The organism is Paracoccus sp. Z118, assembly GCF_019061185.1.
Classification (GTDB): Bacteria; Pseudomonadota; Alphaproteobacteria; order Rhodobacterales; family Rhodobacteraceae; genus Paracoccus.
In genome coordinates this window covers 146,148-172,529 of record NZ_JAHQZU010000003.1, presented here as the reverse complement: position 1 = coordinate 172,529, position 26,382 = coordinate 146,148, and the positions used below count along the sequence as shown (strand labels likewise).

The window sequence follows — 26,382 nt, the reverse complement described above, 5'->3', positions numbered from 1 at the left end:
GCAGAGTTGAACCGACCTGCGCGACCCGCGTTGGCATGCACCGATGAGAGGCGACACACCGGCCACATGCTTGCCCACAACCTGATCCTCATCCTGTCCGTCCTGCCCTTCGCCGGGGCCATCCTCGCCACCACCATGCCGGTGACGGCGCGCAACGCCGAGGTCGCGCTGGCAGGCGGGGTGATGATCGCCGGGCTGATCGCGCTGTTCCTGCTGTTTCCCGAGGTGAGCGATGGCGGCGTCATCCGCCGCACGGTGGAATGGGTGCCTTCGGCGAGCCTCGACATCGCGCTGCGGCTGGACGGGTTCGCCTGGCTGATGCTGGTGCTGGTCTACGGGATCGGGCTGCTGGTGGTGATCTACGCCCGCTACTACCTGTCGCCCAGCGATCCGGTGCCGCGCTTCTACGGGCTGCTGCTGGCCTTCGCCGGGGCGATGGTCGGGATGCTGATGGCCGGCAACATCATACTGCTCGTGGTGTTCTGGGAGCTGACGAGCATCTTCTCGTTCCTGCTGATCGGCTACTGGCACCAGAACGCCGCCGCCCGCGACGGCGCGCGCACGGCGCTGATCGTCACCGGCGCGGGCGGGATGGCGCTGCTGGGGGCGATGATCCTGCTGGGGCAAGTGGTCGGCAGCTATGATCTGGACGAGGTGCTGGCAGCCGGCGACATCGTGCGGGCGCATGGCTTCTATCCGTGGATCCTCGGCCTGTTCCTGATCGGCGCGTTCACCAAGTCGGCGCAGTTCCCGTTCCACTTCTGGTTGCCCAACGCGATGGCGGCGCCGACGCCGGTTTCGGCCTATCTGCACTCGGCCACGATGGTGAAGGCGGGGGTCTTCCTGCTGGTGCGCTTCTCGCCAGTCCTGAGCGGCACGGCTGCGTGGTTCTGGATCGTCGCCGGCACCGGCATGGCCACGCTGATCGTCGGCGCGGTCATCGCGCTCTACCGCAACGATCTCAAGGGGCTGCTGGCCTATTCCACCATCAGCCATCTGGGCCTCATCACGGCGCTGGCCGGGATCGGCAGCGGCGGCGCCATCGTCGCCGCGATCTTTCACATCATGAACCATGCGGTCTTCAAGGCCTCTCTGTTCATGGCCGCCGGGATCATCGACCACGAGACCGGCACCCGCGACATGCGCCGGCTGAGCGGGCTGCGCCATTCGATGCCGCGCACCGCGGCGCTGGCCATCGTGGCGGCCGCGGCGATGGGGGGCGTTCCGCTGCTCAACGGGTTCCTGTCCAAGGAGATGTTCTTCGCCGAGGCCGCCGAGTGGCATAACGGCACCTGGCTGGACGTGGCCCTGCCGTATCTCGCGACCTTCGCCAGCATGTTCACGGTCGCCTATTCGCTGCGCTTCATCCTGACCGTGTTCTTCGGCCCGCCCGCGACCGACCTTCCGAAAGAGCCGCACGAGCCGCCCACCTGGATGCGCCGGCCGGTGGAGCTTCTGGTCCTGATCGTGCTGCTGGTCGGGCTTTTCCCGCAGGCGCTGATCGGCACGGTCCTGCAATCGGGCGTGCTGTCGGTGCTGGGCGAAAACGCGCCGGAATACAGCCTCGCCCTGTGGCACGGCTTCAACATCGCGCTGATGATGAGCCTGACGGCGATGGTGCTGGGCGCCGCGCTCTATCTCGCCGCCGCGCCGCGCCTGTCGCGCGCGAACGAGGCGCCCGCCTTCCTGTCGCGGGTTTCGGCGCAGTCGGTATTCGACCGGGTGATGCTGATCGGCACCCGCAGATTGCCGCTGGCGGCTTATGGCCGGCTGGGCAGCAGGCGGTTGCAGGTGCAGATGCGGCTGATCGTGGTGCTGGTGGCCTGCGGCGCGATCTGGAGCCTGTGGGGCGCGACCCGGCTGCTGCCGCTGAATGCGTTCGACAATTTCCAGTGGAGCTTTGCGCTGCTCTGGTTCGCCGGCTGCGCCTGCGCGATCGGCGCCGCCATCCAGGCCAAGTATCACCGCTTCGCCGCGCTGGCGCTGCTGGGCGGCGCGGGGCTGGTCACGGCCGTGACCTTCGCCTGTTTCTCGGCCCCCGACCTCGCCGTGACGCAGCTTCTGGTCGAGATCGTGACCACCGTCCTTCTGCTGCTGGGGCTGCGCTGGCTGCCCAAGCGGATGCGGGAAATTCCCGGCGACCAGCGGCCGCAGGCGCGGGCGCGCCGCCTGCAGGACATGGTCATCGCCTCGATCTGCGGCGCGGGCGTCGCGGCCATCGCCTTCGCGGTGATGTCGGTCCCGCCGGGGCTGACGATCGGCGACTGGTTCCGCCGCAACGCCTATTCCGAAGGGGGCGGCACCAACGCGGTCAACGTGATCCTTGTGGATTTCCGCGCCTTCGACACCTTCGGCGAGATCACCGTTCTCGCGATCGTGGCGCTGACCTGCTATTCGCTGCTGCGCCGCTTCCGCCCGGCCCCTGAAAGCGTCGCCCTGCCCTCTCAGCAGACGTTCAACGAGCTGCCGCCGATCAGCCGCAAGGCCGACCGCGAGGCCGTGGACGAGCCGACCCGCCACGACGTGATGATGCATGTGCCGTCGGTCATCATGCAGTGGATGTTCCCGGTGACGATCGCCATCTCGGCCTATCTGTTCCTGCGCGGACATGATTTGCCGGGCGGCGGCTTCGCGGGCGGGGTCGCCTTCGCCATCGGGCTGCTGCTGCAGTATCTGGCGACCAACGTGCGCTGGATCGAAAGCCGCATCATCATCCTGCCGATCCGCTGGATGGGTCTGGGGCTGCTGTTCGCGGCGCTGGTCGGGATGGGCTCGGCCCTGTTCGGCTATCCGTTCCTAACCGCTCATGCGCAATACGTCCACCTGCCCTTCATCGGCCAGGTGCCCGCCGCGACAGCGCTGCTGTTCGACCTCGGCGTCTTCGCGGTGGTGGTCGGCTCTGTCGTGCTGATCCAGATCGCCATCGCCCACCAGTCGCTGCGCTCGGCCCGCCTGCGCGCCCGCGAAGAGGCGCGCGAGGAAGAAGCCCGCGAAGCGCCGCAACCGATCCTGCCGACCACCCCGCCGGCACCCCCGCCCATAACCCCGCAGGAGGCCCGCTGATGGAAATGATCCTGTCGCTGAGCATCGGCGTGCTGGTCGCCTCGGGGGTCTGGCTGACGCTGCGTCCGCGCACCTTCCAGGTCATCATCGGGCTGTGCCTGCTGTCCTATGGCGTCAACCTGTTCATCTTCGCGATGGGCCGGCTGGTCACGGGGGCGGCGCCGATCATGCCCAAGGGGGGCTTCGTCGATCCCGACAACTTCGCCGATCCCGTCCCGCAGGCGCTGGTGCTGACCGCCATCGTCATCAGCTTCGCCACCACGGCCCTGTTCCTCGTCGTCATCATGGCCTCGCGCGGCTTCACCGGCACCGACCACGTGGACGGGAAGGAGCGGGACTCGTGAACGGCCCCTCGCATCTCATCGTCGCGCCGATCCTGATCCCGCTGGTCGCGGCCGCGTTCATGCTGCTCTACGACGAGCGGCAGCGGCGGCTGAAGCTCGGCATCGGGCTTCTGTCCTGCGCGCTGCAACTGCTGGTCGCCGTCGCGCTGATCATTCAGGCCAAGGACGCGAACGGCACCGGCAACGCGGTCAGCCTCTATCTGCTCGGGGACTGGCCCTCGCCCTTCGGGATCGTGCTGGTGCTGGACCGGCTGGCGGCGGTCATGCTGCTGATGGCTTCGCTGGTGGCGCTGCCGGCGCTGATCTATGCGGGCGCGGTCTGGCACCGGAACGGGCAGCATTTCGCGCCGCTGTTCCAGTTCCTGCTGATGGGGGTGAACGGCGCCTTCCTGACCGGCGACCTGTTCAACCTGTTCGTCTTCTTCGAGGTCATGCTGGCCGCCTCCTACGGGCTGCTGCTGCACGGATCGGGCCGGGCGCGGGTCGGCTCGGGCCTGCATTACATCGCCGTGAACCTGATGGCGGCGATGCTGTTCCTGCTGGGCGCGGCGCTGGTCTATGGCGTGACCGGAACGCTGAACATGGCCGATCTCGCCACGCGCGTCCCGCGGCTGTCGGATGCCGACCGGCCGCTGATCCATACGGCGGCGGTGATGCTGTCGGGCGCGTTCCTCATCAAGGCAGCGATCTGGCCGCTGTGCTTCTGGCTGCCGAACGCCTATGGCGCGGCGGCCCCGCCGGTCGCGGCGGTGTTCGCCATTCTCACCAAGGTCGGCGCCTATACGGTGATCCGCTTCGGCCTGCTGGTGTTCGGCCCGGATGCGGGCGCCTCGGCGGGCTTCGGCGCGGACATCCTTGCGGTAGGCGGCCTCGCCACCATCGCCTTCGGCATGTTCGGGGTGCTGGCCGCGCAGGATCTCAGCCGGATGACGGGCAACATGGTGCTGGTATCGTCGGGCACGGTGCTGGCGGTCGTCGGCCTCGCCATGGAATACGACAACCCCGAGATGCTGTCGGGGGCGCTGTATTACATGCTCGCCTCGACCCTCGCCATCGCCGCGCTGTTCCTGCTGGCCGAGCCGATCGGCCGCAAGGAAGGCGGCATCGCCGGCCTGCTGGCCGTCACCGCCGAGGCCTATGGCGGCGATCCCGAGGATTTCGACGAGCAGGAGGAGGACGCCGGCCCCGCCATTCCCGGCGCCACCACCCTGCTGGGGATCTCCTTCGTGCTGTGCACGCTGGTGGTCGCCGGGCTGCCGCCGCTGGCCGGGTTCGTCGGCAAGCTGACGATGCTGGCCAGCGCGGTCCATTTCGCATCTGGCATGCCGGCGCTCTGGGGGCACTGGGCGCTGGTCGTGCTGCTGATCGTCTCGGGCCTCGCCACGCTGATCGCCATGGCGCGCTGGGGCATCCAGAGCCTCTGGGCCAACGACGAGGAGCCGCATCTGCCGGCGATGGAGATCGGCGGCATCCTCGTCCTGGTCGCGGCGATCCTGCTGCTGACGATCAAGGCCGAGCCGGCGATGCGCTATCTGGAAAACACCGCCGAGGCGCTGACGCAGAACGCGGTCTATATCGGCAAGGTGATGACCACCGCGCCGGTGGGGGCGGACCAGCCATGACCCTGTTTCCGCATCCGCTGCTCACGGTCATCATCGCGGTCCTTTTTCTGGTGCTGACAGGGCTTTCCGCCGGCCAGTTCGTCCTTGCCATCGCGGTGGGGATCGCGGGCGGCTTCGGGTATTCCCGGCTGACGCCGGACCGGGTCCGGCTGCGCCGGCCCGACCTGATCGGGCTGCTGTTCGGGCGGGTCGTGCTGGACATCATCCGCTCCAACTACGCCGTCGCCCGGCTGATCCTGAGCGAGGGCCGGGATGGCCGCCGCCGCTCGGGCTTCGTCCGCATCCCGCTGGACCTGACAGAGCCGAACGCGCTCGCCATCCTGGCGATCATCGTCACCTCGACGCCCGGCACCGCCTGGGTCGAGCATGACCCGGCCGACAATCACCTGCTGCTGCATGTCTTCGACCTGCTCGAGGACGACGACTGGATCCATATCATCAAGTCCCGCTACGAAGCCTTGCTGCTGGAGATCTTTCAATGACCGCCACGACGTTCCTCGCCTTCGTGCTGACGGCATCCCAGGTCCTGCTTGCCATCAGTCTGGTTCTTGCGGCGCTGCGCGGGCTGCGCGGGCCGCGCGCCCAGGACCGCGTGCTGGGGCTGGACACCATGTATGTCTGCGCCATGCTGCTGATGATCGTCACCGGCATGCGAGAGGGCTCCGCCTATTTCTTCGAGGCCGCGCTGGTCGCCAGCGCGCTCGGCTTCGTCGCGACGATGGCGATGGCCAAGTTCCTGATGCGGGGCGAGGTGATCGAATGAGCCATCTCGAACAGCTTCCCCCCGCCGTCGCGATCCTGATCGCCGCGCTGGTGACGCTCGGGACGGTCCTCGTGCTGCTGGGCACGGTCGGGCTGGTCCGTCTGGGCAGCTTCTACGAGCGGCTGCACGCGCCGACGCTGGGAACCAGCTGGGGCGCGGCGGGCATCCTGCTGGGCTCGATCGTCATGTATTCGACGGTCGGCGACCGGCTCATCATCCACGAGTTGTTCATCGCCCTGATGGTGACGGTCACGACGCCGGTGACGCTGATGGTGCTGGGCCGCGCCGCCCTGCACCGCGACCGCGCCGAGGGCCGGCCCCCGCCGAACACCTCGCCGCCCGACGCGGTCAGCCCCGAGGACCAAGCAGAATGACCGCCGCGCCCATCAGGCACAGCGCCGCCCCGGCCAGGTCATAGCCGTCGGGCCGCGCCCCCTCGACCAGCCACATCCAGCCGAGCGAAGCGACGATATAGATCCCGCCGTAACCGGCGAAGGCGCGGCCCGCGGCATCCGAATCGACCCGCGTCAGCAGCACCGCGAACAGGATCAGGCTGGCCGTTCCCGCCACCGCCCACGGCCAGTCCCGCCCCAGCCGCAACCACGCCCAGAAGGCGAAGCACCCGGCGATTTCCGCCAGCGCCGCAGCGGCATAGAGGGCGAAGCTCATCGGCCGTCCGCCGCGCAGGTGAGGCAGCTGTCCTGGGTCATCGCCGATCCTTCATCCCGCTACGCCAAGCCCATCAGCTAGGGCAGCACGGCGCGAAGGGCCAGCGGCGGGAGGCAGGTTGCAGTCGCCTGCGCGGCGACAGGCCCAGTCTATCTGCGCATAACGACAGATTATGGCAAAAATGTATCGCGCACTTGACGGGAACGGAACCGAACGGGTCCACTGCGTTGGCAAGATCACTTGGGGGAGAGTGGGACGATGGAAGCAGCCGATGTGGTTCTGACCGGCGGGGTCGTCTGGTGCGGGCTGGACCTGCCGCAGGCCGAGGCCGTGGCGATCCGCGACGGGCGCGTCGTCGCCACCGGCACCACCGCCGAGATCGAGGCGATGGCCGGGCCGCAGACCCAGCGCATCGACCTGAAGGGCCGTTTCGCCATGCCGGGCATCAACGACGCCCACATGCATCTGCTGCCGCTCGGGCTGGAGATGGCCCGCGTCGATCTGCGCCCCGACGTCGCACCGACGCTGCAATCGCTGCTGGACGCGTTGCGGGCCAAGGCGGCGGTCACCCCCAAGGGCGAATGGGTGCGCGGGCGCGGCTTCAACCACTTCCTGCTGGATGTCGGCCGTTTCCCGCATCGCGACGAGCTTGACGCGGCCTGCCCCGACCATCCCTGCTACATCGTCCGCACCGACGGCCATTCGGCGGTCGCCAACAGCCGCGCGCTGGCGCTGGCCGGTGTCGATGAAAGCACCCCGCAGCCCGAAGGCGGGCTGATCGAGATGAAGGACGGCCGCCTGACCGGCATGGTCGCCGAAACCGGGCGCGAGCCGTTCGAGGCGGTCATGCCCCATTCCTCGGTGGACGAGATGGTGGAGGCGATCGAGGCCGCGGGGAAGACGCTGCTCGGCTACGGCATCACCTCGGTGATGGAGGCGGCGATCGGGCTGCATGACGGCTGGGACGAGATGGTCGCCTATCGCCGCGCCCGCGACGAAGGCCGCCTGCCGCTGCGCGTCTATGGCTGCGTGATGGCCGACAAGACCAAGTCGATCCTGCCGCAGGCGATGGCCGAGGGGCTGGCGACCGGCCAGGGCTGCGAGATGTTCCGCATCGGCCCGGTCAAGATGTTCACCGATGGCAGCGCCGGGTCCAAGACGGCCGCGATGACGCAGGACTACATGGGCGATCCCGGCAACAAGGGGCTGCTCTGCATCCCCGACCAGTCGGAACTCGACGCGATGGTGAAGGAGGCGCATGACGCCGGCTGGCAGATGGGCATTCACGCCATCGGCGACGCCGCCATCGAGGAGGTGCTGAACGCCATCGAGGCCGCGCAGGCCGCGAATCCAGCGAAGGACCGCCGCCACCGGATCGAGCATTGCGGCTGGCTGCGCCCCGACCAGATGGACCGGATGCAGCGGCTGGGCGTCCTGCCCGCCTCGCAGGCCTCGTTCCTCTACTGGTTCGGCGACAACTATGACACCGTGCTGGAGGCAGACCGCATCGCCGCCTCGCACCCCTTCCGCACCTGGACCGAGCGGGGGATGAACCCTTCGGCCTCGACCGACTGCCCGGTGACCGAGATCGACCCGCGCCCGGTGATCTACAACCTCGTGACCCGCAAGACGAAGGACGGCAAGGTATTCGGCCCCGAGCAGCGCCTGACCATCGACGAGGCGCTGCACGCCTATACCTCGGCCTCGGCCTTTGCCTCGGGCGAGGAGGACATCAAGGGGCGGCTGGTGCCCGGCCATCTGGCCGATATCGCCGTGTTCGACCGCGACCTGACCGCCGTCGAGCCCGACGCGCTGCTGGACGCCGTATGCGAGATGACGCTGCGCGGCGGCGAGGTCGTCCACGAAGCCCGCGGCCCCGCATGATAAACGCGCTGGTCAACCGTCTGCTGCTGTCGATCCCGGTTCTGATCGGGGTGGTGATCTTCGGCTTCCTGCTCATCAAGATGGCGCCGGGCGACCCGGCGCAGATCATGGCCGGACCGGCGGCCACGCCGGAAATCATCGCCCGCATCCGCGAGCAGATGGGGCTGGACCAGCCGCTGATCGTGCAGCTTGGCCGCTATGCCGAGCGGCTGATCCAGGGCGATCTGGGCCGGTCGCTGATCTCGAACCGCAGCGTCGCGAGCGAGCTTGGCGCGGCCATCGGCCCGACGGTCGAGCTGATGATCGCCTCGCTGATCTGGGCGGTGCCGCTGGGGATCGGGATGGGCACCATCGCCGCGGTCAAGCGCGGCTCATGGGTCGACCGGGCGATCATGGCGGTGTCGGTGGCGGGCGTGTCGCTGCCGATCTTCTTCATCGCGCTGGTGCTGATGCAGTTCCTGGGCGTCACGCTGCAGATCCTGCCCTTCATGGGCCGGGGCGGACCGCTGTGGACCGTGGACGGCCTGCGCCACGTCGCCATTCCGGCGCTGTCGCTGGGGCTGATCTTCGTCGGCCCGGTCGCGCGGATGACCCGGTCGAGCGTGCTCGAGGTGCTGCGGCTCGACCATGTCCGCACCGCCCGCGCCAAGGGCCTGACCGAGCGGCGGGTGATCCTGCGCCACGCGCTGCGCAACGCGCTGATCCCGGTCGTCACGCTGATCGGCCTTCAGGCCGGCTATCTGCTGGGCGGGGCCGTCGTGACCGAGACGATCTTCTCCTATCCCGGCATCGGCCGGCTGGCCGTGGGGGCGATCCTGTCCTCGGACTTCCCGCTGGCGCAGGGCACGCTGCTGGTGCTGGCGCTGGGTTTCATCATCATCAACATGATCGTGGACATGCTGTACGCCATTCTTGACCCGCGGGCGCAGAAATCATGAGCGCGGTGGACGCTGCCGCCGCGGTCGAGGCCGCGCCCGCCCGCCGCCACTGGTTCGTCGCGCTGATGCGCGATCCGGCCGCGGCCATCGCCATCATCGTCTTCGTCCTGATCGCGGTCGCGGCGGCGCTGGCCCCGTGGCTCGCCCCCTATGATCCGACCGAAAGCACCCGCAACATGATGCTGCCCCCGGTCTGGGCCGAGCGCGGCATCCCCGAGCATCTGCTGGGCACCGATGGACAGGGGCGCGACATCCTTTCGCGGCTGCTCTACGGCACCCGGATGACGCTGCTGATCGGGCTGATCGCGGTCGTCGCGGGCGGCGGGATCGGCTCGCTGCTGGGGCTGCTGGCGGCGTTCTATTCCCGGCTCGACCCGTGGATCATGCGCTCGGCCGACGTGATGCTGTCCTTCCCGGCGATCCTGCTGGGCCTCGCGCTGGTCGCGGTGATGGGCGCCGGCATCATGCCGGTGATCCTCGCGCTGGCCATCGCCACGGTCCCGGACAGCGCCCGCATCGCGCGATCCGTCGCGGTCGGCGTGATGAAGCAGGAATTCGTCGAGGCGGGCCGCGCGGTCGGGCTGTCGGACCGGACGCTGTTCACCCGCTATCTGCTGCGCAACTGCATCTCGTCCATCATGATCTTCATGTCGCTGCGCTTCGGGCAGGTGATCCTGCTCGGCTCGGCGCTGAGCTTTCTGGGCCTCGGCGCGCGGCCGCCGGCGTCCGAGCTGGGGATGATGGCCTCGCAGGGGCGGGATTTCATGCTGTTCGCGCCGCATATCGCGATCATCCCGTCCCTGGCGATCTTCGTGATCGTGCTGACCGCCAACGTGGCCGGGGACGCGCTGCGCGACGTGCTCGATCCGCGCATGAGAAGCTGACAACAAAACGGGGAAGGTAAACGACCATGAAGACCAAGAAGACGCTCGGCCTGGCCGCAGCGGCCTCCATCACCGCGCTGTCCGGCGCCTGGGCGAGCGAGATCAACATCGCCCGCGAGATGGACGCCAACAACTACGACCCGCACAAGACCACCGCGCTGGCCGCGGCCGAGATCCTGTTCATGCTGGGCGACACGCTGATCGCGATCGAGCCGGACATGCAGACGATCACCCCCGGCCTCGCCACCAGCTGGGAAATGTCCGAGGATGGGCTGACCTACACCTTCAAGCTGCGCGACGACGTGAAGTTCTGCGACGGCCGCGCGATGACCGCCGATGACGTGGTCTACAGCTTCAGCCGCTGGCTGGACCCGGCGACGAACTCGCCGGTCAACTGGCGTGCGGGCGAGGTAGAATCGATCACCGCGCCGGACGCCACCACGGTCGTCTACAAGCTCAAATCGCCGTTCTCGGAGCTGCTCTACCAGTTGACGCAGAGCTTCGCGACGATCATCGACAAGAACCAGGTCGAGGCAATGGGCGCCGATTTCGGCATCCAGGGGATGAACGGCACCGGCCCCTATTGCTGGGAAAGCTGGAACCCGCGCGACCAGTTGACGATGACCAAGCACGCCGGCTACGCTTGGGGCCCCGACTTCTACGAGAACAAGGGCGAGGCGCAGATCGACCGGCTGGTCTGGCAGGTGGTCCCCGAGGAGAACACCCGCACCATCGCGCTGATGACCGACCAGACGCAGATCACCCAGTATGTGCCCTATATCGCGCTGGAACAGCTCAAATCCGCGCCGAACGTGAATGTGGTGCAGTCCGACAGCGCCTTCTGGACCTATTTCATCGGCTTCAAGATCGACAAGGACACGGTCGCCGACCCGGCCGTGCGGCGGGCGATCAACATGGCCGTCGATCAGGACGCGCTGGCGCAGGGGCAGTTCTTCGGCGGCGTGCTGGGTGCCCACAGCTATATCAGCCCGGAAACGAAGGACTGGGACCCGGCGCTGGAAGCCGAGCTGCCGCCCTACGACCCCGCCGCCGCCAACGCGCTGCTGGACGAGGCGGGCTGGGTGCCCGGATCGGACGGCATCCGCGTCAAGGACGGGGTGAGGCTCGCGCCGGTCGGCTATTTCTTCACCGGCTCGACCTGGCAGAAGCTGTCGGAATACACCCAAGCCGAGCTTCGCAAGATCGGCGTGGACCTTCAGATCGAGGTCTTCGACGCCACGGTCGCCTGGGGGAAGATGGCCACGCAGGAGTTCGACGCCTTCGGGATGAGCTATCCCTACGTCTCGGCGGGCGATGCGCTGAACCTGTATTTCCCCTCGACCAACATCCCGACTCCGAACCGGATGAACTGGGATGACGCGGAAACCGACCAGTGGCTGGACGAGGGCAAGGCCGCGCTGGACGACGCGACCCGCGCCGGCGCCTACAGCAAGGTGTTGCACAAGGTCCACGACGCCAACGTCTGGCTGCCGCTGATCCACGAGCCGCGGACGATCGTGTCGTCCACGCGCCTCGCGCCGATCGTGCCGCACAGCAACTACGGCGCCGCGCTCTACAAGGGCCTGGACCTGAAACTGGTCGAGTGACCGAGGCGGGCGGGGCCGTCCGCGGCCCCGCCTCTTTACCTTAGGGGGAAACATGGAACCGAACGTCACCGTCATCCGCGATTGCCCGTGGATCGTCGCCTGGGATGAGACCGCAGGCAGCCACCGCTTCGCATCGGGCGACGTCGCCTTTGCCGGGGACCGGCTGGTCCATGTCGGCGGACGCTATGACGGTGCCGCCGCGCGCGAGATCGACGGTAGCCGCAGCATGGTCTCGCCGGGGCTGGTGAACATACATTCGCATCCCCTGTCCGAGCCGCTGAACAAGGGCTTCCTCGACGAGCTTGGCAGCCCGGCGCTGTATATGAGCTCGCTCTACGAATACATGCCGCTGTTCGGCACCAGCGGCGGCGGCACCCGCGCCTGCACGCAGGTCGCCTATTCCGAACTGCTGCAATCGGGCGTCACCACGCTGGTGGACCTGTCGGTCGTCTATGACGGCTGGCTGGAGCTGCTGGCGCAGTCCGGGCTGCGCGGCGTGGTCGCGCCGATGTATCGCTCGGCCAGCTGGCGCACGAACGATGGCCATGTCGTCAGCTACGACTGGGGCGCGGACGGCGGCGAGAAGGCGATGGCCGAGGCGATGGATTTCATCGACCGCGCCAGCGCGCATGACAGCGGCCGCATCTCCGGCATGGTCGCGCCCTCGCAGATTGACACCTGCACGGCGGAACTGATCCGCGACAGCCACGCCGAGGCGAAGCGCCGGGGCGTCCCGATGCAGATCCACGCGGCCCAGTCGGTCGTCGAGTTCCACGAGATCACCCGCCGCCACGGTCGCACCCCGGTCGAGTGGCTGGACGATCTGGGCGTGCTGGACGACGGCACGATCATCGGCCACGGCATCTTCCTGAACGATCACCCGTGGGTCCACTGGCCGCACGGCCGCGACCTTGAACGGCTGGCGGCCAGCGGCGCGGCGGTGGCGCATTGCCCGACCGTGTTCCAGCGTCGGGGCATCGCGCTGCGCAGCTTCGGCCGCTATCGCCGCGCGGGCGTCCCGCTGGGCCTCGGGACCGACACCTACCCCCACAACATGATTGAGGAGATGCGCCACGCCCTCATCAACGCGCGGCTGATGTCGGGCGACGTGTTCGACCTGCGCACCTCGGACGTGTTCGATGCCGCGACCGTCGGCGGGGCCGCGATCCTCGGTCGGGACGACATCGGCCGGCTGGCACCGGGCGCCAAGGCGGATCTGTTCATGGCCGATCTGGACCATCCGGCGATGCGGCCCGTGCGCGATCCGCTGCGCTCGCTGATCTATGTCGCGGGCGAGCGGCCGATCCGGCAGGTCTTCGTCGATGGTCGGCAGGTGGTCGAGGATGGCCGTGCGACCGCCTTCGACATGCCAGCCGCGCTCGACCGGCTGGAGGCCGCGCAGCGTCAGGCGGAAGCCGACTTCACGACCCGCGACTACGCCGGGCGCAGCCACGACGAGGCTTCGCCCTTCGTCTATGAAAGGACGCCATGACCGAGCCGCTTCTGTCCGTCGAGGGTCTCGTCGTCGAGTTCGGCAGCCCGAAAAGCCGCTTTCCCGCCGTCAACGGGATCGACCTGACGCTGGACCGCGGCCGCACGCTGGGGCTGGTGGGGGAATCCGGCTGCGGCAAGTCGGTGACCTCGCTCGCCGTCATGCGGCTGGTCCCGCAGCCCCCTGGCCATTACGCCGGCGGGCGCATCATGTTCGAGGGGCGCGACCTGCTTACCCTGCCGGAATCCGAGATGCGCAAGCTGCGCGGCGGCCGCATCGGCATGGTGTTCCAGGAGCCGATGACCTCGCTCAACCCCGTCTATACGCTGGGGATGCAGCTGCGCGAGATGCTGCAGGCCCACTCCGACCTTTCGGGCCGCGCGGCGCGCGAGCGGGCGGTCGAGCTTCTGGACATGGTCGGCCTGCCCTCGCCCGCCAAGCGGATCGATGATTACCCGCACCAGCTTTCGGGCGGGCAGCGACAGCGGGTGATGATCGCCATGGCGCTGGCGAACGATCCGGTGCTGCTGATCGCGGACGAGCCGACGACGGCGCTGGACGTGACCATTCAGGCGCAGATCCTCGAACTGCTCCAGAACCTTCAGGACCGCACCGGCACGGCGATCCTGCTGATCACCCACGATCTGGGCGTCGTGGCGGAAACCTGCGACGAGGTGGCGGTGATGTATGCGGGCGTGGTGGTGGAGCGCGCGCCGACCCGCGCGCTGTTCGCGGACCCGCAGCACCCCTACACGATCGGCCTGATGGCCGCCGTGCCGCGGCTGGATGCGCCCGCCGACCGGCTGGCGACGATCCCCGGCTCGGTCCCGCCGCCCTGGGCGAACCGCAAGGGCTGCCGCTTCGCCTCGCGCTGCCCGCTCGCCATCGACATCTGCCGGGCCGAGCAGCCCGCCCTGCTTCCCGCCCGGGAAGGCCACACCGTCGCCTGCTGGCGCGCCCCCATCGAGGAGGTCGCGGCATGACCGCGCCACTGCTTCAGGTCGAGCATCTGACCAAGCATTTCCCCGTCCGGCGCGGGCTGCTGCGGCGCGTCACCGGCGCGGTGCAGGCGGTGACCGACATCAGCTTCTCGCTCGGCGCGGGCGAGACGCTGGCCATCGTCGGCGAATCCGGCTGCGGCAAGTCCACCGCCGGCCGCACGATCCTGCGCCTTCAGGAGCCGACCGCTGGCCGGGCGCTGCTGAACGGGCGCGACATCTATTCGCTGTCGCCCGCCGAACTGCGGGCGGCGCGGCGCGAGATGCAGATGATTTTTCAGGACCCCTTCGGCTCGCTCAACCCCCGCATGACGGTGCGCGAGGTCATCGCCGAGCCGCTGCGCCTGCACGGGATGGCAAGCGGCGCCGATCTCGACCGCCGCATCGACGAGGTTCTGGCCAAGGCGGGGCTGTCGTCCTGGCATGCGGGGCGCTATCCGCATGAATTCTCGGGCGGCCAGCGGCAACGGGTCGGCATCGCCCGCGCGCTTGCCACCAATCCCCGGCTGATCGTCTGCGACGAGCCGGTCAGCGCGCTTGACGTGTCCGTTCAGGCGCAGATCGTCAACCTGTTGCAGGATCTGCAGACGGAAACCGGCGTCTCCTATGTGTTCATCAGCCACGATCTGGCGGTGGTGCGCCATATCGCGACGCGGGTCGCGGTGATGTATCTGGGCCGGATCGTGGAGCAGGCGGATGCAGGCCGGCTGTTCGCCGACCCGCGCCATCCCTATACCCGCTCGCTGATCGCCGCCGCCCCGCGCCCGGTGCCCTCGGACCGGGTGGCCCATGTGCCGCTGAAGGGGGAAACCGCCAGCGCCATGGCCCCGCCGCCCGGCTGCGCGTTTCATCCGCGCTGCCCCTTCGCGCAGGAACGCTGCCGGATCGACCGGCCCGAACTGCGCCCGGTCGGCGGCGATCTGGTCGCCTGCCATTTCGCCGAAACCCTGCCGCCCATGCCTCGCGAAACTGCCGAAGCCGAAAGCCCGGTGCTGGCCCGGCGGCTCGACATCCTTGCCCAAGCACGAAAGGACGCCGCATGAACGGTGCCGAAAGCGTCGTCCGCAGCCTTCACGCTGCGGGAACCGAGGTCTGTTTCGCCAATCCCGGCACCTCGGAGATGCAGTTCGTGGACGCGCTGGACCGCACCCGGCTGATGCGCTGCGTGCTGGGGCTGTTCGAGGGCGTCGTGACCGGCGCCGCCGACGGCTATGCCCGCATGGCCGGCAAGCCCGCCGCGACGCTGCTGCATCTGGCGCCCGGCTTCGCCAATGGCGCGGCGAACCTGCACAACGCCCGCAAGGGCCGGGTGCCGGTGCTGAACCTCGTCGGCGAACATTCCGTGCGGCATCTGCAATATGACGCGCCGCTGTCCGCCGATCTGGAAGCGACGGTCGCGCCGTTCTCGAACTGGGTGAAGACCGGCACCTCGGCCGCGACGCTCGCCCGCGACGCGATGGAGGGGTGGGCGGCGGCGTCCTCGCATCCCGGCGGGGTGGCGACCCTGATCCTGCCCGCCGATCTCGGCTGGAACGAGGGCGGGGTGATCGCCCCGCCTGTCGCGCCGACGCCGGCGGCGGCGGTTGCGGACGAGGCCGTGAGCCGCGCGGCAGAGGCGCTGGGGCCGGGCGCGGTGCTGCTGGTCGGCGGCACGGTGCTGGAGGACCCGGCGGCGCTGGCGCTGGCCGCAGGCATCGCCGAAAAGACCGGCGCGGCGGTGATGGCCCCCGGCGCGAACCGGCGCATCGAGATGGGCGCGGGCCGTCCCGCCATCGCCCGCGTCCCCTATCCGATCGACATGGCGCTGGAAGCCCTCTCGCGCTTCGACCGCGCGGTGCTGGTCGAGGCGGTCGAGCCGGTGGCCTTCTTCGCCTATCCCGACCGGCCGAGCGTCCTGCTGCCCGAAGGCTGCCGCGTGGTGACGCTGGCCGAACGGACGCAGGACGGCAAGGCCGCGCTCGCCGCGCTGGCCGATCTGGTGGGCGCCACGCCCGCCCGAGCCGCCGACGCGCCGCGCCCCACGGCGCCGCAGGTCGGGCCGCTGAACGATGCCGCGCTGTCGCAGGCCATCGCCGCCGCCCTGCCCGAGGGCGCCATTGTGGTGGACGAGCGCCTGACCCGTGGGCGCGATGTCGGCACATTTGCCGCGGGGGCGCCGCCCTTGTCATGGCTCGCGATCACCGGCGGCTCCATCGGCATCGGCATCCCGCTGGCGACCGGCGCCGCCATCGCCTGCCCGGACCGCCCGGTCATCGATCTGCAGGCGGACGGATCGGCCATGTACACGCTGCAGGGCCTGTGGACGCAGGCGCGCGAGGGGCTGAACGTCACCACCGTCATCCTCGCCAATCGCAGCTACGAGATCCTCAAGGGCGAGCTTCTGCGCGTCGGCGCCAATCCCGGCCCGACCGCGCTGGACATGCTGGACCTGCGCCGCCCCGATCTGGATTTCTGCGCCCTCGCCCGCGGCATGGGCGTTCCGGCGCAGCGGGTCGAGGACGCGGCCGAACTGCACCGCGCCATCGCCGCGTCGGTGCATGAGCCGGGTCCGATGCTGATCGAGGCGATGCTGGTCTGACCCTCAGCCGGGGTTCCTCGTCACCAGCGGCAGCAGTTCGTCGATCACCGCGGCGAACTGCCCCTCGGCGGTCGCGCTGGCGCGGGCACGGCGCACCATATAGACATGCGTTCCCAGCCGCTCGCCGGTGACACGGATCGGCCAGAGCAGCCCGGCATCGACCTCGGCCCGCGCCGAGGTCCAGGGCAGAAGGCCCAGCCCGACGCCGGTCACGATCATCCGCCGCACCTCCTCGACGTTGGAACTGATGCCGCTGGTGCTGCGGCCGAGCCCGAGACGGGTGCTGAGCGGGCCCATCGGCTCCAGCCCCGCCCCTTCGCGGGCGCAGGCGAAGGCGACGAAGGGCTCGCCGCGCAGCTCCTCCAGCGTGACCTCGTCGCGGCCGAAGAAGGGATGCTCGACCCCGCAGAAGACCGCCCAGTCATCCTCGAACAGCAGGCGGCAATCGAGGTCCGGGGCAGGATCGGTCAGCAGGCAGATGCCGATCCCGTGCCCCTGCTCGCGCAGCCCGGCGAGGATGTCGTGGCTGTTGCTGACCTCGACCCGCAGCAGCGTTTCGGGATGGCGCTGGTGGAACAGCCGGAACGCCTCGTCCAGCAGCGGCGAGATGAGGTTGGAGACGATCATCACCCGCAGCTCGGGCCGCTGCTGCCCGATGCGAAGGCCGATCCGCTCGGCCGCGCCCTGCATGTCGCGGACATTGGCATGGACCGCCTCGCCCAGCGGGGTCAGCCCGAAGCCGCGCCCGTCGCGCCGCACCAGCGGCTGGTCCATCGCCGCCTCCAGCCGTTGCAGCGTCTGGCTGACGGCGGGCTGGCTCATCCCCAGCACCTGCGCGGCGCGGGTGACGCCGCCCTGCTCGACGATGGCGCCGAAGATGCGAAGATGGTTCCAGTTGAGCGGCGTCATGGCAGGCTCCGGCGCGGGATCGGACGCGAGTCTTCACCGCTGGGAGCGCCCGGTGCAACCGCTTTCCAAGCGGCCTGACGAAGCGTAAAGGAAGCTGCGGCACGCCTGTCTGGTCGCGGCCGTCCACGCGACCACGGCGCGTCACCGGGCAGCTGCCAGCCAAGACAACAATCCCGTGCATGAGCGCCACCGGGGCGGTGCATCACCAATTGCGCCGCTCTTGGCTCTCGACGAGGCGACGGAATCTCTTGCGTGGCTACTCGAAATCGCCTGACAGCCCAACGAAAAGCAGGCGGCCAGCGAGGCCGCCCGCAAAATGGATCAGACGCCCACCTCTGCCTCGACCTCGCCGAGCGATTTCTCGACGATCTCGAACATGTCGTCCGCCTGCTCGCGGGTGATGATCATCGGCGGGCAGAACGCCACCGTGTCGCCCATGTTGCGCGAGATGAGGCCATTCCGCTGCATCGCCGCGTTCATCAGACCGCCGAGGCGGCCCACCGTCTGGACCGACTTCGCGGCCTTTTCGTCCACCAGTTCCAGCGCCGCGATCAGCCCGACGCCGCGCACCTCGCCGACCAGCGGACGGCCCGCCAGCGTCTCCAGCCGGGCGCGGAAATGCGCGCCCACGTCGCGGGCGTTGCCGACCAGATCGTTCTCCTCGATGACCGCCAGGTTCTCCAGTGCGACCGCCGCGCCAAGCGGGTGGCCGCCGGCGGTGTAGCCGTGGCCGAAGGTGCTGATCCTGTCGCTCTCATCCGCGATCGGATCGAAGAACCGGTCGTTCATCATGATGGCCGAGAACGGCACATAGCTGGACGTGATCTGCTTGGACATCACCATCACGTCGGGCCGGATGCCGCAGGTGGTCGAGCCGAACATCTCGCCGGTGCGCCCGAAGCCGCAGATCACCTCGTCGGCGACGAACAGGATGTCGTGTTTGTCAAGCACCGCCTGGATCTTCTGGAAATAGCCCTTGGGCGGGACGACCACGCCGCCCGCGCCCATCACCGGCTCGGCCCAGAAGGCGGCGATGGTGTCCGGGCCCTCGGCCTGGATCAGCGCCTCCAGATCCTCGGCGCAGCGGGTGGCGAACTGCTCCTCGGTCTCGCCGTCCCGGCCTTCGCGCCAGTAATGCGGACAGGTGGTGTGCAGCACGCCCGGCAGCGGCAGGTCGAACGAGCGGTGGTTGAACGGCAGCCCGGTCAGGCTGGCGGCTGCGATGGTGACGCCGTGATAGCCGCGGGTGCGGGCGATCACCTTCTTGCGCTGCGGCTGGCCGAGCGCGTTCGAGCGATACCACACCATCTTCAGCACGGTGTCGTTCGCTTCCGAGCCGGAGTTGGTGAAGAACACCTTGCTCATCGGCACGGGCGCGATGGAGACCAGCTTTTCGGCCAGGTCGATGGCGGGGCCGTGGCTCTTGTGGCCGAAATTGTGATAGAAGGGCAGCTTCTCCATCTGCCGGGTCGCGGCCTCGATCAGCCGCCGCTCCTTGAAACCGACGCCGACGCTCCAGAGGCCCGCGAGCCCCTCGATGTAGCGCTTGCCGGTGTTGTCGCGGACATAGATCCCCTCGCCATCCTCGATGATCATCGGCCCGACATCCTGATGCCGGCGGGCGTTGGTGTAGCCGTGGAAGTGATGCGCGATGTCGCGCGCCTCGGGCGTCGCACCGAAATTGGTCATGTCGTCCATGGAAGGGGTCCTGCGGTGGGAATGGGTCCGTGGCAGAGTGCCCGTGCGGCGCGCCATTGTCGATGGCCGGGTGCTTGACCAAGGTTTGATCCGGTGCAAACCATGTTCGGCCGCAAAGCGGGAGGGGATGGTGCAGCCGAGGCAATTCCGGGGGAACCTGTCGGACACCGACATCGCCGCCCTGCGCGATTTCATCGAGATCGTCGAGGCGGGCGGCATCACCGCCGCGCAGGCCCGGCTGGGCAAGGGCAAGTCCGCGATCAGCCTGACCCTGTCGCGGCTGGAATCGCGCCTTTCGATGCGGCTGTGCGAACGGGGCCGGTCGGGATTCCGCCTGACCGAGCAGGGGCGGATGGTCCATTCCGCCGCCGTCCAGTTGATGAACGAAATCGGCCGCTTCAGCGATTTCGTCGGCGCGGCGACCCGCAAGCTGGAAGGCGAGGTCTCCATGTCCGCCGACGACAGCTTCCTGTTCGAGTTCGCGGACCCGCTGTCGCGCGCCATCGCGCGGATCAACGACCGTTATCCCGGCCTCAAACTGAACCTGCGGATGAGCTCGCCCGACCATATCCTCGCCTCGGTGCTGGAAGGTTCCGCCGATCTGGGGTTCACGGCGCTGATCCGGCCCAGCGACGCGCTGGTGGCAGCGCCCGTCTGCAAGGAGCGGATGGGCATCTTCTGCGGCAAGGACCACCCGCTGTTTCCCCGCGACGACCGCGAGCTGACGATGGAGGAGCTGCGCCGCCACAGCTTCGTCGCCGCCGAGGTCGCCCAGGAGGCCGCGTTTTCCGATTTCGTCGGCGCGCTGACGGTGGCGGCGACCGCGCCCACGATCCTGTCGCGGATGCTGCTGATCCTGTCCTCGCGCTATCTCGGCTCGATGCCGCTGGCCTTTGCGGCGCCGTGGGTGGAGCGCGGCGACGTGCGCGAGATCGCCGTTCCGGGCAGCCGGGGCGCGAACACCTGCTACCTGATCCACCGCCGCGCCCGGCCGCTGGGCCTCGGCGGGTCGATCTTCCGCAGCACGATCCTGGACGAGTTCGAGAAATGGGGAAGCAGCGCGGCGTGAGCCTTACCCGCAGCCGGTTGAGTCGGGCCGCGCATGACCAGTTCCGGGATCGGCTTGCCGCCCGATGCGATCCGCGAGGAACCGGAGCGCGCTACGCCCTACCCCGCTGCCGGACCCGTCGAGCCCCGCACGACCAGTTCAGGCTCCAGCACCGTCAGTTTTGGGATCGGCCGGCCGGCGATGCGGTCCACGAGGAACCGGGCCGCGCGGCGTCCAAGCTCGCGCTTGGGTTGGTGGATGGTGGTCAGCGGGGTGGGCAGATGGGCGGCCCAGTCGATGCCGTCGAAACCCACGATCGAGACCCCGGCCGGGACCGCCACCCCGGCGCGGGCCAGCTCGCCCATGAAACCCGCCGCCATCTCGTCGCTGAAGGCCACGATGCCGGTCGGGCGGGCGGCGGCGGGCTCGGCCAGCCAACGCCGCGCCGCCGCCGCCCCCGCCGCCAGCGAGAAATCTCCGGCATAGCCGGGCGGCAGCCCGCCGAGCGCGCGGGCGATCCCGTCCAGGCGGGCGCGGTGCAGCACGTTGTCCTCGGGGCCGCCGATCCAGCCGATGCGGCGGTGGCCCAGCCCGGTCAGGTGGCGCACCGCAAGTTCGGTGCCGCGGGCATTGTCCAGCACCACGCGCGGCAGGTCCGCCCCCTCGATCCATTCGCAAGCCATGATGACCGGCGGCGCGCCCGGCAGCGCCGCCAAGTCGGCCGCCGTCACCTGCCCGTCCAGCAGGATGATCCCGTCCGCGCGCGAGGGGTCGAGGAAACGGGCCAGCGCCCGGTGCCGCCCCCCCTCCTCCATCGTGTCGCCGACCAGCAGGTCATAGCCCGCCGCGCCGAGTTCGGCCCCCATCCCGGCGAGGATTTTCGCGAAGAACGGGTTGCCGAGATTGGGCACCAGCGCCACCACGGCCCCGGTGCGCTGCTTGCGCAGGTTGCGGGCGGCGAGGTTGACGCGGTAGCCGGTCGCCGCAATGGCCGCACCCACCAGATCGCGGGTGGCGGCTGACACCATCTCGGGCCGCGACAACACGCGGCTGACCGTCGCCACCGACACCCCCGCGTGACGGGCCACATCGGCCAGCCGCGCCGGGACGGCGGGCGCTTCGGTCAGCGGATCGGGGGGTGCGTCGCCGGTCATCGCGCGACGCTAATCCCGCCGCCGGGCCGTGCGCAACCACCGACTGCTTCCGCAATTTTCCGTATTGCAAACGATTGCAGGATCGGTTGTCCTGCCGGAAGGGAGAGGACACGCATGAAGACCATCAAGGGCCCCGGCCTGTTCCTCGCGCAGTTCGCCTCGGACTCCGCGCCGTTCGACGACTGGAACGCGATCACGGCCTGGGCGGCCTCGCTGGGCTATGAGGGCGTGCAGGTGCCCTCGGGCGACAGGCGGCTGTTCGATCTGGACCGGGCGGTGGATTCGCAGACCTACCGTGACGAGTTCCTCGGCATCGCCGCGCAGAACGGCATCTCCGTGACCGAGCTTTCCGCGCATCTGCAAGGCCAGCTGGTCGCCGTGCATCCCGCTTATGACGCGGCGTTTGACGCCTTTGCCCCGGCGGCGGTTCGCGGCAAACCGAAGGCGCGGCAGGAATGGGCGGTCGATCAGGTCGCCAGGACGATCCGCGCCAGCCGCCTGCTGGGGCTTGACGCGATGGCGACGTTCTCGGGCGCGCTGGCCTGGCCCTATCTCTACCCGTGGCCGCAGCGCGCGCCGGGGCTGGTGGAGACCGCCTTCGACACGCTCGCCGCCCGCTGGCGGCCCCTGCTGGATCTGGCCGAGGAGAACGGCGTCGATGTCTGCTACGAGATCCACCCCGGCGAGGATCTGCATGACGGCGTGACGTTCGAGATGTTCCTCGACCGCGTGGACCAGCATCCGCGCGCGAACATGCTCTACGATCCCTCGCACTACCTGCTCCAACAGCTTGATTATCTGGCGAATATCGACATCTACCACGACCGCATCCGCATGTTCCACGTCAAGGATGCCGAGTTCCGGCCGACCGGGCGGCAGGGCGTCTATGGTGGCTATCAGCCCTGGGTGGACCGCGCGGGCCGCTTCCGCAGCCTCGGCGACGGGCAGGTGGATTTTGCGCAGGTATTCTCCAAACTGGCGCAGTACGACTTTTCCGGCTGGGCGGTGGTCGAATGGGAATGCGCCCTGAAGCACCCCGAGGACGGCGCGCGCGAGGGGGCCGAGTTCGTCCGCCGCCACATCATCCGCACGACCCCGCACGCCTTCGACGACTTCGCCGCGCAAGGGGCCGACGCGGCGGCCAACCGCCGCGCGCTGGGGCTGGCATGAGCGCCCCCATCCCTCTCGGCATGGTCGGCGGCGGCGAGGGCGCCTTCATCGGCGCCGTCCACCGCATCGCCGCAAGGATGGACGGGCAGTTCCGGCTGGTCGCCGGTGCGCTGTCCTCGGACGCGGAGCGGGCAGCGGCCTCTGCGCAGGCGTTGGGGCTGGAGCGCAGCTACGGCGATTTCCGGCAGATGGCGCAGGCCGAGGCCGAGCGCCCGGACGGCATCCGCGCGGTGTCCATCGTCACCCCGAACCACCTGCACGCGCCGGTGGCGGTCGCCTTCCTCGACGCGGGCATCCACGTCATCTGCGACAAGCCGCTGGCCGCGACGCAGGAGCAGGCGCGGCAGATCGCCGACGCCGCCGCGCGCAGTTCGGCGCGGTTCTTCCTCACCCACAATTACTGCGCCCTGCCGATGATCCGCGAGGCCCGCGCCATCGTGGCCGAGGGCGGTATCGGCGATCTGCGGCTGGTGCAGGCGGAATATCTGCAAGGCTGGCTGGCCGAGGACGTGCGTAGCAAGCAGGCCGACTGGCGCACCGATCCGGCGCAGGCGGGCGCGGGGGCCATCGGCGATATCGGCACCCATGCGTGGCAGCTTGCCGCTTTCGTGACCGGCCAGACGCCGACCGCGATTTCGGCGGATCTGTCCAGCATGGTCGCGGGCCGGCGGGTGGATGATGATGTGCGCGCCGCGCTGCGCTATACCTCGGGCGCGCGGGGCGGGATCTGGGCCAGCCAGGTCGCCATGGGGTGCGAAAACGGGCTGTCGCTGCGCCTGTTCGGCACCGACGGCGCGCTGGAATGGCGGCTGGAGGACGCCGAGCGGCTGCTCTTCACCCCGAAAGGCCAGCCACCGCGAATCCTGACGCGGGCGCAGGATCGTTCGGCCTCGTTCCGCACCCCGCCCGGCCACCCCGAGGGGTATCTGGAGGGGTTCGCCAATCTCTACACCGACATCGCCGCCGTGATCCGGGGCGATGAAGCGCCGCTGTCGCGCCTGCCGGGGCTGGCGGAGGGGCTGTCCGGCATGGCCTTCATCGCGGCGGCGCAGGACTCATCCGTCCGCGGCGGCGCATGGACCCCGGTGCGCCCATGACGGCGGTGTTGGCGCTGGACGCGGTGACGAAAAGCTTCGGCCCGGTCGAGGTGCTGCACGGCGTCGATCTGGCCCTGAACGCGGGCGAGGTTCACGCCCTGATCGGCGAGAACGGCGCCGGCAAATCGACGATCATGAAGATCCTCGGCGGCTATCTGGCCCCGACCGGCGGGCAGGTGCTGCTGGACGGCCGCCCCGCCGCTTTCCGCAGCGGGCCCGACGCCGAGGCGGCGGGGATCGTCGTGATCCATCAGGAATTCAACCTCGTCCCCGACCTGACCGTAGCGGGCAACATCTTTCTCGGCCGCGAGTTGACGCGCGGCCTGCGGCTTGACCATGCGGCAATGCGGGCGGCGGCGGGCGAGTTGCTGGCGCGCCTCGACACCGCAATCCGGCCCGATGCGCTGATCCGCGACCTGTCGGTGCCCGACCGGCAGATGGTCGAGATCGCCAAGGCGCTGTCCCGGCGCGCCCGCGTCCTCATCATGGACGAGCCGTCCGCCGCGCTGACCCACCGCGAGGTCGAGGCGCTTTATGCGCAGGTGGACCGGCTGCGGGCCGAGGGCGTCGCGCTGCTGTTCTGCTCGCACCGGCTGGACGAGGTCGCGCGGCTGGCCGACCGCGTCACGGTGCTGCGCGACGGCGCGGTCGTGCGCCGGGCGCTGCGCGGTGAGCTGACCGAGGACGGGATGGCCACCGCGATGGTCGGGCGCGAGCTCAGCGACATCTTCCCGCCCAAGGACACCGCCACCGCCGAGGAACTGCTGCGGGTCGAGGCGTTGTCGGTTCCCGGCATCGTCCATGACGCCGCCCTGACCCTCAGGCGCGGCGAGGTGCTGGGCATCGCCGGACTGGTCGGATCGGGCCGCACCGAACTGGCCGAGGCGATCGCCGGGCTGCGTCCCGCCACGGGCCGGATCAGCGCCCGTGGGCGCGAGACCCCCATCCGCACCCCGCAGGACGCTGCCGCCCACGGCATCGCCTATCTGACCGAGGACCGGAAAGAGGCCGGGCTGCTGCTCGACAAGCCGCTGGCCGAGAACCTGACGTTGTCCGCGCTGGACCGCCTCGGCTTCCGCATCGACCGCGCGAATGAGTCGCGGCTGATGGCGCAGGCGACGCGCGATTTCGACATCCGCGCCGCCTCGCCCGCCATGCCGGCGGGGGCGCTGTCGGGCGGCAACCAGCAGAAGCTGCTGCTCGCCAAGACCATGCTGCCCGAACCCGAGATCGTGCTGATCGACGAGCCGACGCGCGGCATCGACGTGGGCACCAAGCAGCAGATCTACCGGTTCGTCCGGGAACTCGCCCGCGCGGGCAAGGGGGTCGTCGTGATCTCGTCCGAACTTCCCGAGGTGATGGGGCTGTCGGACCGCATCCTCGTCATGCGGCAGGGCCGCATCGCCGGCGAGGTCGCGGGCGAGGCCATCACCGAGGAAGCGATCGTCCGCCTTGCGATGGGGCTGGGCGCAGAAGTGGAGTCCGCATGAAGCGCATCGACCTGCATCTTCTCGGCCCGCTGATCGCGCTGGTCGGGCTGTTCATCCTCGGCGCGCTGCTGAACCCGGCCTTCCTCGCGCCGGCGAACCTGTCGAACGTGCTTGCCCGCTCGGCCTTCATCGGGCTGATCGCGGTCGGCATGACCTTCGTCATCACCCAGGGCGGACTGGACCTGTCGGTCGGCTCGATGGCCGCCTTCCTTGCCGGGATCGCCATCATGGCGATGAACGCGCTGGCGCCGATCACCGGCGTCAACTGGGGCACGGTCCTTCTGGGCATGGGGGTCGCGCTGGTGGGCGGGCTGCTGGCGGGCGCCGTCAACGGCGCGCTGGTGACGAAGGCCCGGATCGAGCCGTTCATCGTCACGCTGGGCACGATGGGGATCTTCCGCAGCCTCGTGACGTGGCTCGCCGATGGGGGGACGCTGAGCCTCGATTCCGGCCTGCGCGCGCTGTACCGGCCGGTCTATTTCGGCGGCATCGGCTGGATCACCTGGCCGATCATCGTCTTCGCCATCGTCGCGGTCATCGGCGAATGGACCATGCGCCACACCCGCTTCGGCCGCCATGTCGAGGCGATCGGCTCGAACGACCGCGTGGCCCGCTATTCGGCGGTGGATGTCGAACGCGTGCGGCTGCTGACCTATGCCCTGCTGGGCGCGCTGGTCGGGCTGGCGACGATCCTCTACGTCCCGCGCCTCGGCAGCGCCTCCGGCTCCACCGGCGTCCTGTGGGAACTGGAGGCGATCGCCGCCGTCATCATCGGCGGCACCGCGCTGAAGGGCGGCCGGGGACGGGTCTGGGGCACCGTGGTCGGCGTGCTGATCCTCAGCCTCATCGACAACATCCTGAATCTGACGGACCTGGTCAGCCCTTACCTGAACGGGGCGATACAGGGCGTCATCATCGTGCTCGCTGTCGTCTTGCAGCGAGAGAAACGCACCGCCGACGAGCGGTGATCGGGG

General features: G+C 69.4%; 23 protein-coding genes. 19 read left to right on the top strand and 4 right to left on the bottom strand.

The window, feature by feature from the left end:
* Positions 1-66: 66 nt before the first annotated feature.
* The 6 genes from KTN05_RS03665 to mnhG are packed head-to-tail and all read left to right on the top strand — an operon-like array spanning position 67 to position 6,166.
* On the top strand, positions 67-3,063 hold the full coding sequence (locus KTN05_RS03665; protein WP_217328018.1) for a monovalent cation/H+ antiporter subunit A: 2,997 nt from the start codon (positions 67-69) through the stop codon (positions 3,061-3,063).
* On the top strand, positions 3,063-3,407 hold the full coding sequence (locus KTN05_RS03660; protein ID WP_217328017.1) for a Na+/H+ antiporter subunit C: 345 nt from the start codon (positions 3,063-3,065) through the stop codon (positions 3,405-3,407). The genes KTN05_RS03665 and KTN05_RS03660 overlap by 1 nt, the downstream gene beginning before the upstream one ends.
* A complete protein-coding gene (locus KTN05_RS03655; protein ID WP_217328016.1) occupies positions 3,404-5,029 on the top strand; it encodes a monovalent cation/H+ antiporter subunit D in 1,626 nt (541 codons plus the stop codon). Before KTN05_RS03660 ends, KTN05_RS03655 begins: the two co-directional genes overlap by 4 nt.
* Positions 5,026-5,511, top strand: coding sequence for a Na+/H+ antiporter subunit E (locus KTN05_RS03650; RefSeq protein WP_217328015.1), 486 nt, complete (start codon positions 5,026-5,028; stop codon positions 5,509-5,511). Before KTN05_RS03655 ends, KTN05_RS03650 begins: the two co-directional genes overlap by 4 nt.
* Positions 5,508-5,792 (top strand): K+/H+ antiporter subunit F, encoded by a 285-nt coding sequence (locus tag KTN05_RS03645; protein ID WP_217328014.1) that lies wholly within the window; start codon positions 5,508-5,510, stop codon positions 5,790-5,792. Before KTN05_RS03650 ends, KTN05_RS03645 begins: the two co-directional genes overlap by 4 nt.
* The gene (gene mnhG / locus KTN05_RS03640; RefSeq protein ID WP_217328013.1) at positions 5,789-6,166 is read left to right on the top strand and encodes a monovalent cation/H(+) antiporter subunit G; all 378 of its coding nucleotides are present in this window, start codon (positions 5,789-5,791) and stop codon (positions 6,164-6,166) included. The genes KTN05_RS03645 and mnhG overlap by 4 nt, the downstream gene beginning before the upstream one ends.
* Here the strand turns inward: mnhG and KTN05_RS03635 are convergent.
* On the bottom strand, positions 6,141-6,461 hold the full coding sequence (locus KTN05_RS03635) for a YnfA family protein (protein WP_217328012.1): 321 nt from the start codon (positions 6,459-6,461) through the stop codon (positions 6,141-6,143). The two genes, mnhG and KTN05_RS03635, sit on opposite strands and share 26 nt — an antisense overlap.
* A 258-nt stretch (positions 6,462-6,719) precedes the next feature.
* Between KTN05_RS03635 and KTN05_RS03630 the strand changes: the two genes are divergently transcribed.
* Genes KTN05_RS03630 through KTN05_RS03595 form a run of 8 tightly spaced genes read left to right on the top strand, consistent with a single transcriptional unit; the run spans position 6,720 to position 16,842 of the window.
* Entirely contained in the window at positions 6,720-8,345 is a 1,626-nt protein-coding gene (locus KTN05_RS03630; protein ID WP_217328011.1) for an amidohydrolase, read from the top strand.
* On the top strand, positions 8,342-9,283 hold the full coding sequence (locus tag KTN05_RS03625; RefSeq protein ID WP_217328010.1) for an ABC transporter permease: 942 nt from the start codon (positions 8,342-8,344) through the stop codon (positions 9,281-9,283). Before KTN05_RS03630 ends, KTN05_RS03625 begins: the two co-directional genes overlap by 4 nt.
* Positions 9,280-10,167, top strand: a complete 888-nt coding sequence (locus KTN05_RS03620) for an ABC transporter permease (RefSeq protein ID WP_217328009.1) — start codon at positions 9,280-9,282, stop codon at positions 10,165-10,167. The genes KTN05_RS03625 and KTN05_RS03620 overlap by 4 nt, the downstream gene beginning before the upstream one ends.
* Before the next feature lie 26 nt (positions 10,168-10,193).
* The gene (locus tag KTN05_RS03615; RefSeq protein ID WP_217328008.1) at positions 10,194-11,774 is read left to right on the top strand and encodes an ABC transporter substrate-binding protein; all 1,581 of its coding nucleotides are present in this window, start codon (positions 10,194-10,196) and stop codon (positions 11,772-11,774) included.
* 52 nt (positions 11,775-11,826) lie between these two features.
* On the top strand, positions 11,827-13,266 hold the full coding sequence (locus tag KTN05_RS03610) for an amidohydrolase family protein (RefSeq protein WP_217328007.1): 1,440 nt from the start codon (positions 11,827-11,829) through the stop codon (positions 13,264-13,266).
* Positions 13,263-14,249, top strand: a complete 987-nt coding sequence (locus tag KTN05_RS03605; RefSeq protein WP_217328006.1) for an ABC transporter ATP-binding protein — start codon at positions 13,263-13,265, stop codon at positions 14,247-14,249. The genes KTN05_RS03610 and KTN05_RS03605 overlap by 4 nt, the downstream gene beginning before the upstream one ends.
* The gene (locus KTN05_RS03600) at positions 14,246-15,307 is read left to right on the top strand and encodes an ABC transporter ATP-binding protein (protein WP_217328005.1); all 1,062 of its coding nucleotides are present in this window, start codon (positions 14,246-14,248) and stop codon (positions 15,305-15,307) included. Before KTN05_RS03605 ends, KTN05_RS03600 begins: the two co-directional genes overlap by 4 nt.
* Positions 15,304-16,842 carry an acetolactate synthase large subunit gene (locus KTN05_RS03595; protein WP_217328004.1) on the top strand — a complete coding sequence of 513 codons (1,539 nt, stop codon included), beginning with the start codon at positions 15,304-15,306 and terminating at the stop codon, positions 16,840-16,842. The genes KTN05_RS03600 and KTN05_RS03595 overlap by 4 nt, the downstream gene beginning before the upstream one ends.
* 3 nt (positions 16,843-16,845) lie before the next feature.
* Here KTN05_RS03595 and KTN05_RS03590 read toward each other — a convergent pair whose 3' ends face one another.
* Positions 16,846-17,751 (bottom strand): LysR family transcriptional regulator, encoded by a 906-nt coding sequence (locus tag KTN05_RS03590; RefSeq protein ID WP_217328003.1) that lies wholly within the window; start codon positions 17,749-17,751, stop codon positions 16,846-16,848.
* A gap of 321 nt (positions 17,752-18,072) precedes the next feature.
* Positions 18,073-19,440 carry an aspartate aminotransferase family protein gene (locus tag KTN05_RS03585; RefSeq protein WP_217328112.1) on the bottom strand — a complete coding sequence of 456 codons (1,368 nt, stop codon included), beginning with the start codon at positions 19,438-19,440 and terminating at the stop codon, positions 18,073-18,075.
* 139 nt (positions 19,441-19,579) lie between these two features.
* On the opposite strand from KTN05_RS03585, the gene KTN05_RS03580 reads away from it, so the two are divergent.
* Positions 19,580-20,518, top strand: a complete 939-nt coding sequence (locus KTN05_RS03580) for a LysR family transcriptional regulator (protein ID WP_217328002.1) — start codon at positions 19,580-19,582, stop codon at positions 20,516-20,518.
* Between the two features lie 98 nt (positions 20,519-20,616).
* Here KTN05_RS03580 and KTN05_RS03575 read toward each other — a convergent pair whose 3' ends face one another.
* Complete coding sequence (locus KTN05_RS03575) at positions 20,617-21,651, bottom strand: LacI family DNA-binding transcriptional regulator (protein WP_217328001.1); 1,035 nt, start codon at positions 21,649-21,651, stop codon at positions 20,617-20,619.
* Positions 21,652-21,765: 114 nt separating this feature from the next.
* Here KTN05_RS03575 and KTN05_RS03570 point away from each other — a divergent pair, with 114 nt between their 5' ends.
* From KTN05_RS03570 to KTN05_RS03555, 4 genes are read left to right on the top strand one after another with little or no spacing between them, the layout of a single operon-like run.
* Complete coding sequence (locus tag KTN05_RS03570; RefSeq protein WP_217328000.1) at positions 21,766-22,821, top strand: sugar phosphate isomerase/epimerase; 1,056 nt, start codon at positions 21,766-21,768, stop codon at positions 22,819-22,821.
* On the top strand, positions 22,818-23,918 hold the full coding sequence (locus tag KTN05_RS03565; RefSeq protein WP_254367959.1) for a Gfo/Idh/MocA family protein: 1,101 nt from the start codon (positions 22,818-22,820) through the stop codon (positions 23,916-23,918). Before KTN05_RS03570 ends, KTN05_RS03565 begins: the two co-directional genes overlap by 4 nt.
* Positions 23,915-25,408 (top strand): sugar ABC transporter ATP-binding protein, encoded by a 1,494-nt coding sequence (locus tag KTN05_RS03560; RefSeq protein WP_217327999.1) that lies wholly within the window; start codon positions 23,915-23,917, stop codon positions 25,406-25,408. Before KTN05_RS03565 ends, KTN05_RS03560 begins: the two co-directional genes overlap by 4 nt.
* Entirely contained in the window at positions 25,405-26,376 is a 972-nt protein-coding gene (locus KTN05_RS03555) for an ABC transporter permease (protein WP_217327998.1), read from the top strand. Before KTN05_RS03560 ends, KTN05_RS03555 begins: the two co-directional genes overlap by 4 nt.
* The last annotated feature ends 6 nt before the right edge of the window (positions 26,377-26,382 follow it).

What these genes read in the sequence shown, in the direction of transcription:
- KTN05_RS03665 (WP_217328018.1), top strand. Translation starts at nt 67, where the DNA reads ATGCTTGCCCACAACCTGATCCTCATCCTGTCCGTCCTGCCCTTCGCC.
- KTN05_RS03660 (WP_217328017.1), top strand. Translation starts at nt 3,063, where the DNA reads ATGGAAATGATCCTGTCGCTGAGCATCGGCGTGCTGGTCGCCTCGGGG.
- KTN05_RS03650 (WP_217328015.1), top strand. Translation starts at nt 5,026, where the DNA reads ATGACCCTGTTTCCGCATCCGCTGCTCACGGTCATCATCGCGGTCCTT.
- KTN05_RS03645 (WP_217328014.1), top strand. Translation starts at nt 5,508, where the DNA reads ATGACCGCCACGACGTTCCTCGCCTTCGTGCTGACGGCATCCCAGGTC.
- mnhG (WP_217328013.1), top strand. Translation starts at nt 5,789, where the DNA reads ATGAGCCATCTCGAACAGCTTCCCCCCGCCGTCGCGATCCTGATCGCC.
- KTN05_RS03635 (WP_217328012.1), bottom strand. Translation starts at nt 6,461, where the DNA reads ATGAGCTTCGCCCTCTATGCCGCTGCGGCGCTGGCGGAAATCGCCGGG.
- KTN05_RS03630 (WP_217328011.1), top strand. Translation starts at nt 6,720, where the DNA reads ATGGAAGCAGCCGATGTGGTTCTGACCGGCGGGGTCGTCTGGTGCGGG.
- KTN05_RS03625 (WP_217328010.1), top strand. Translation starts at nt 8,342, where the DNA reads ATGATAAACGCGCTGGTCAACCGTCTGCTGCTGTCGATCCCGGTTCTG.
- KTN05_RS03620 (WP_217328009.1), top strand. Translation starts at nt 9,280, where the DNA reads ATGAGCGCGGTGGACGCTGCCGCCGCGGTCGAGGCCGCGCCCGCCCGC.
- KTN05_RS03615 (WP_217328008.1), top strand. Translation starts at nt 10,194, where the DNA reads ATGAAGACCAAGAAGACGCTCGGCCTGGCCGCAGCGGCCTCCATCACC.
- KTN05_RS03610 (WP_217328007.1), top strand. Translation starts at nt 11,827, where the DNA reads ATGGAACCGAACGTCACCGTCATCCGCGATTGCCCGTGGATCGTCGCC.
- KTN05_RS03605 (WP_217328006.1), top strand. Translation starts at nt 13,263, where the DNA reads ATGACCGAGCCGCTTCTGTCCGTCGAGGGTCTCGTCGTCGAGTTCGGC.
- KTN05_RS03600 (WP_217328005.1), top strand. Translation starts at nt 14,246, where the DNA reads ATGACCGCGCCACTGCTTCAGGTCGAGCATCTGACCAAGCATTTCCCC.
- KTN05_RS03595 (WP_217328004.1), top strand. Translation starts at nt 15,304, where the DNA reads ATGAACGGTGCCGAAAGCGTCGTCCGCAGCCTTCACGCTGCGGGAACC.
- KTN05_RS03590 (WP_217328003.1), bottom strand. Translation starts at nt 17,751, where the DNA reads ATGACGCCGCTCAACTGGAACCATCTTCGCATCTTCGGCGCCATCGTC.
- KTN05_RS03585 (WP_217328112.1), bottom strand. Translation starts at nt 19,440, where the DNA reads ATGACCAATTTCGGTGCGACGCCCGAGGCGCGCGACATCGCGCATCAC.
- KTN05_RS03575 (WP_217328001.1), bottom strand. Translation starts at nt 21,651, where the DNA reads ATGACCGGCGACGCACCCCCCGATCCGCTGACCGAAGCGCCCGCCGTC.
- KTN05_RS03570 (WP_217328000.1), top strand. Translation starts at nt 21,766, where the DNA reads ATGAAGACCATCAAGGGCCCCGGCCTGTTCCTCGCGCAGTTCGCCTCG.
- KTN05_RS03565 (WP_254367959.1), top strand. Translation starts at nt 22,818, where the DNA reads ATGAGCGCCCCCATCCCTCTCGGCATGGTCGGCGGCGGCGAGGGCGCC.
- KTN05_RS03560 (WP_217327999.1), top strand. Translation starts at nt 23,915, where the DNA reads ATGACGGCGGTGTTGGCGCTGGACGCGGTGACGAAAAGCTTCGGCCCG.
- KTN05_RS03555 (WP_217327998.1), top strand. Translation starts at nt 25,405, where the DNA reads ATGAAGCGCATCGACCTGCATCTTCTCGGCCCGCTGATCGCGCTGGTC.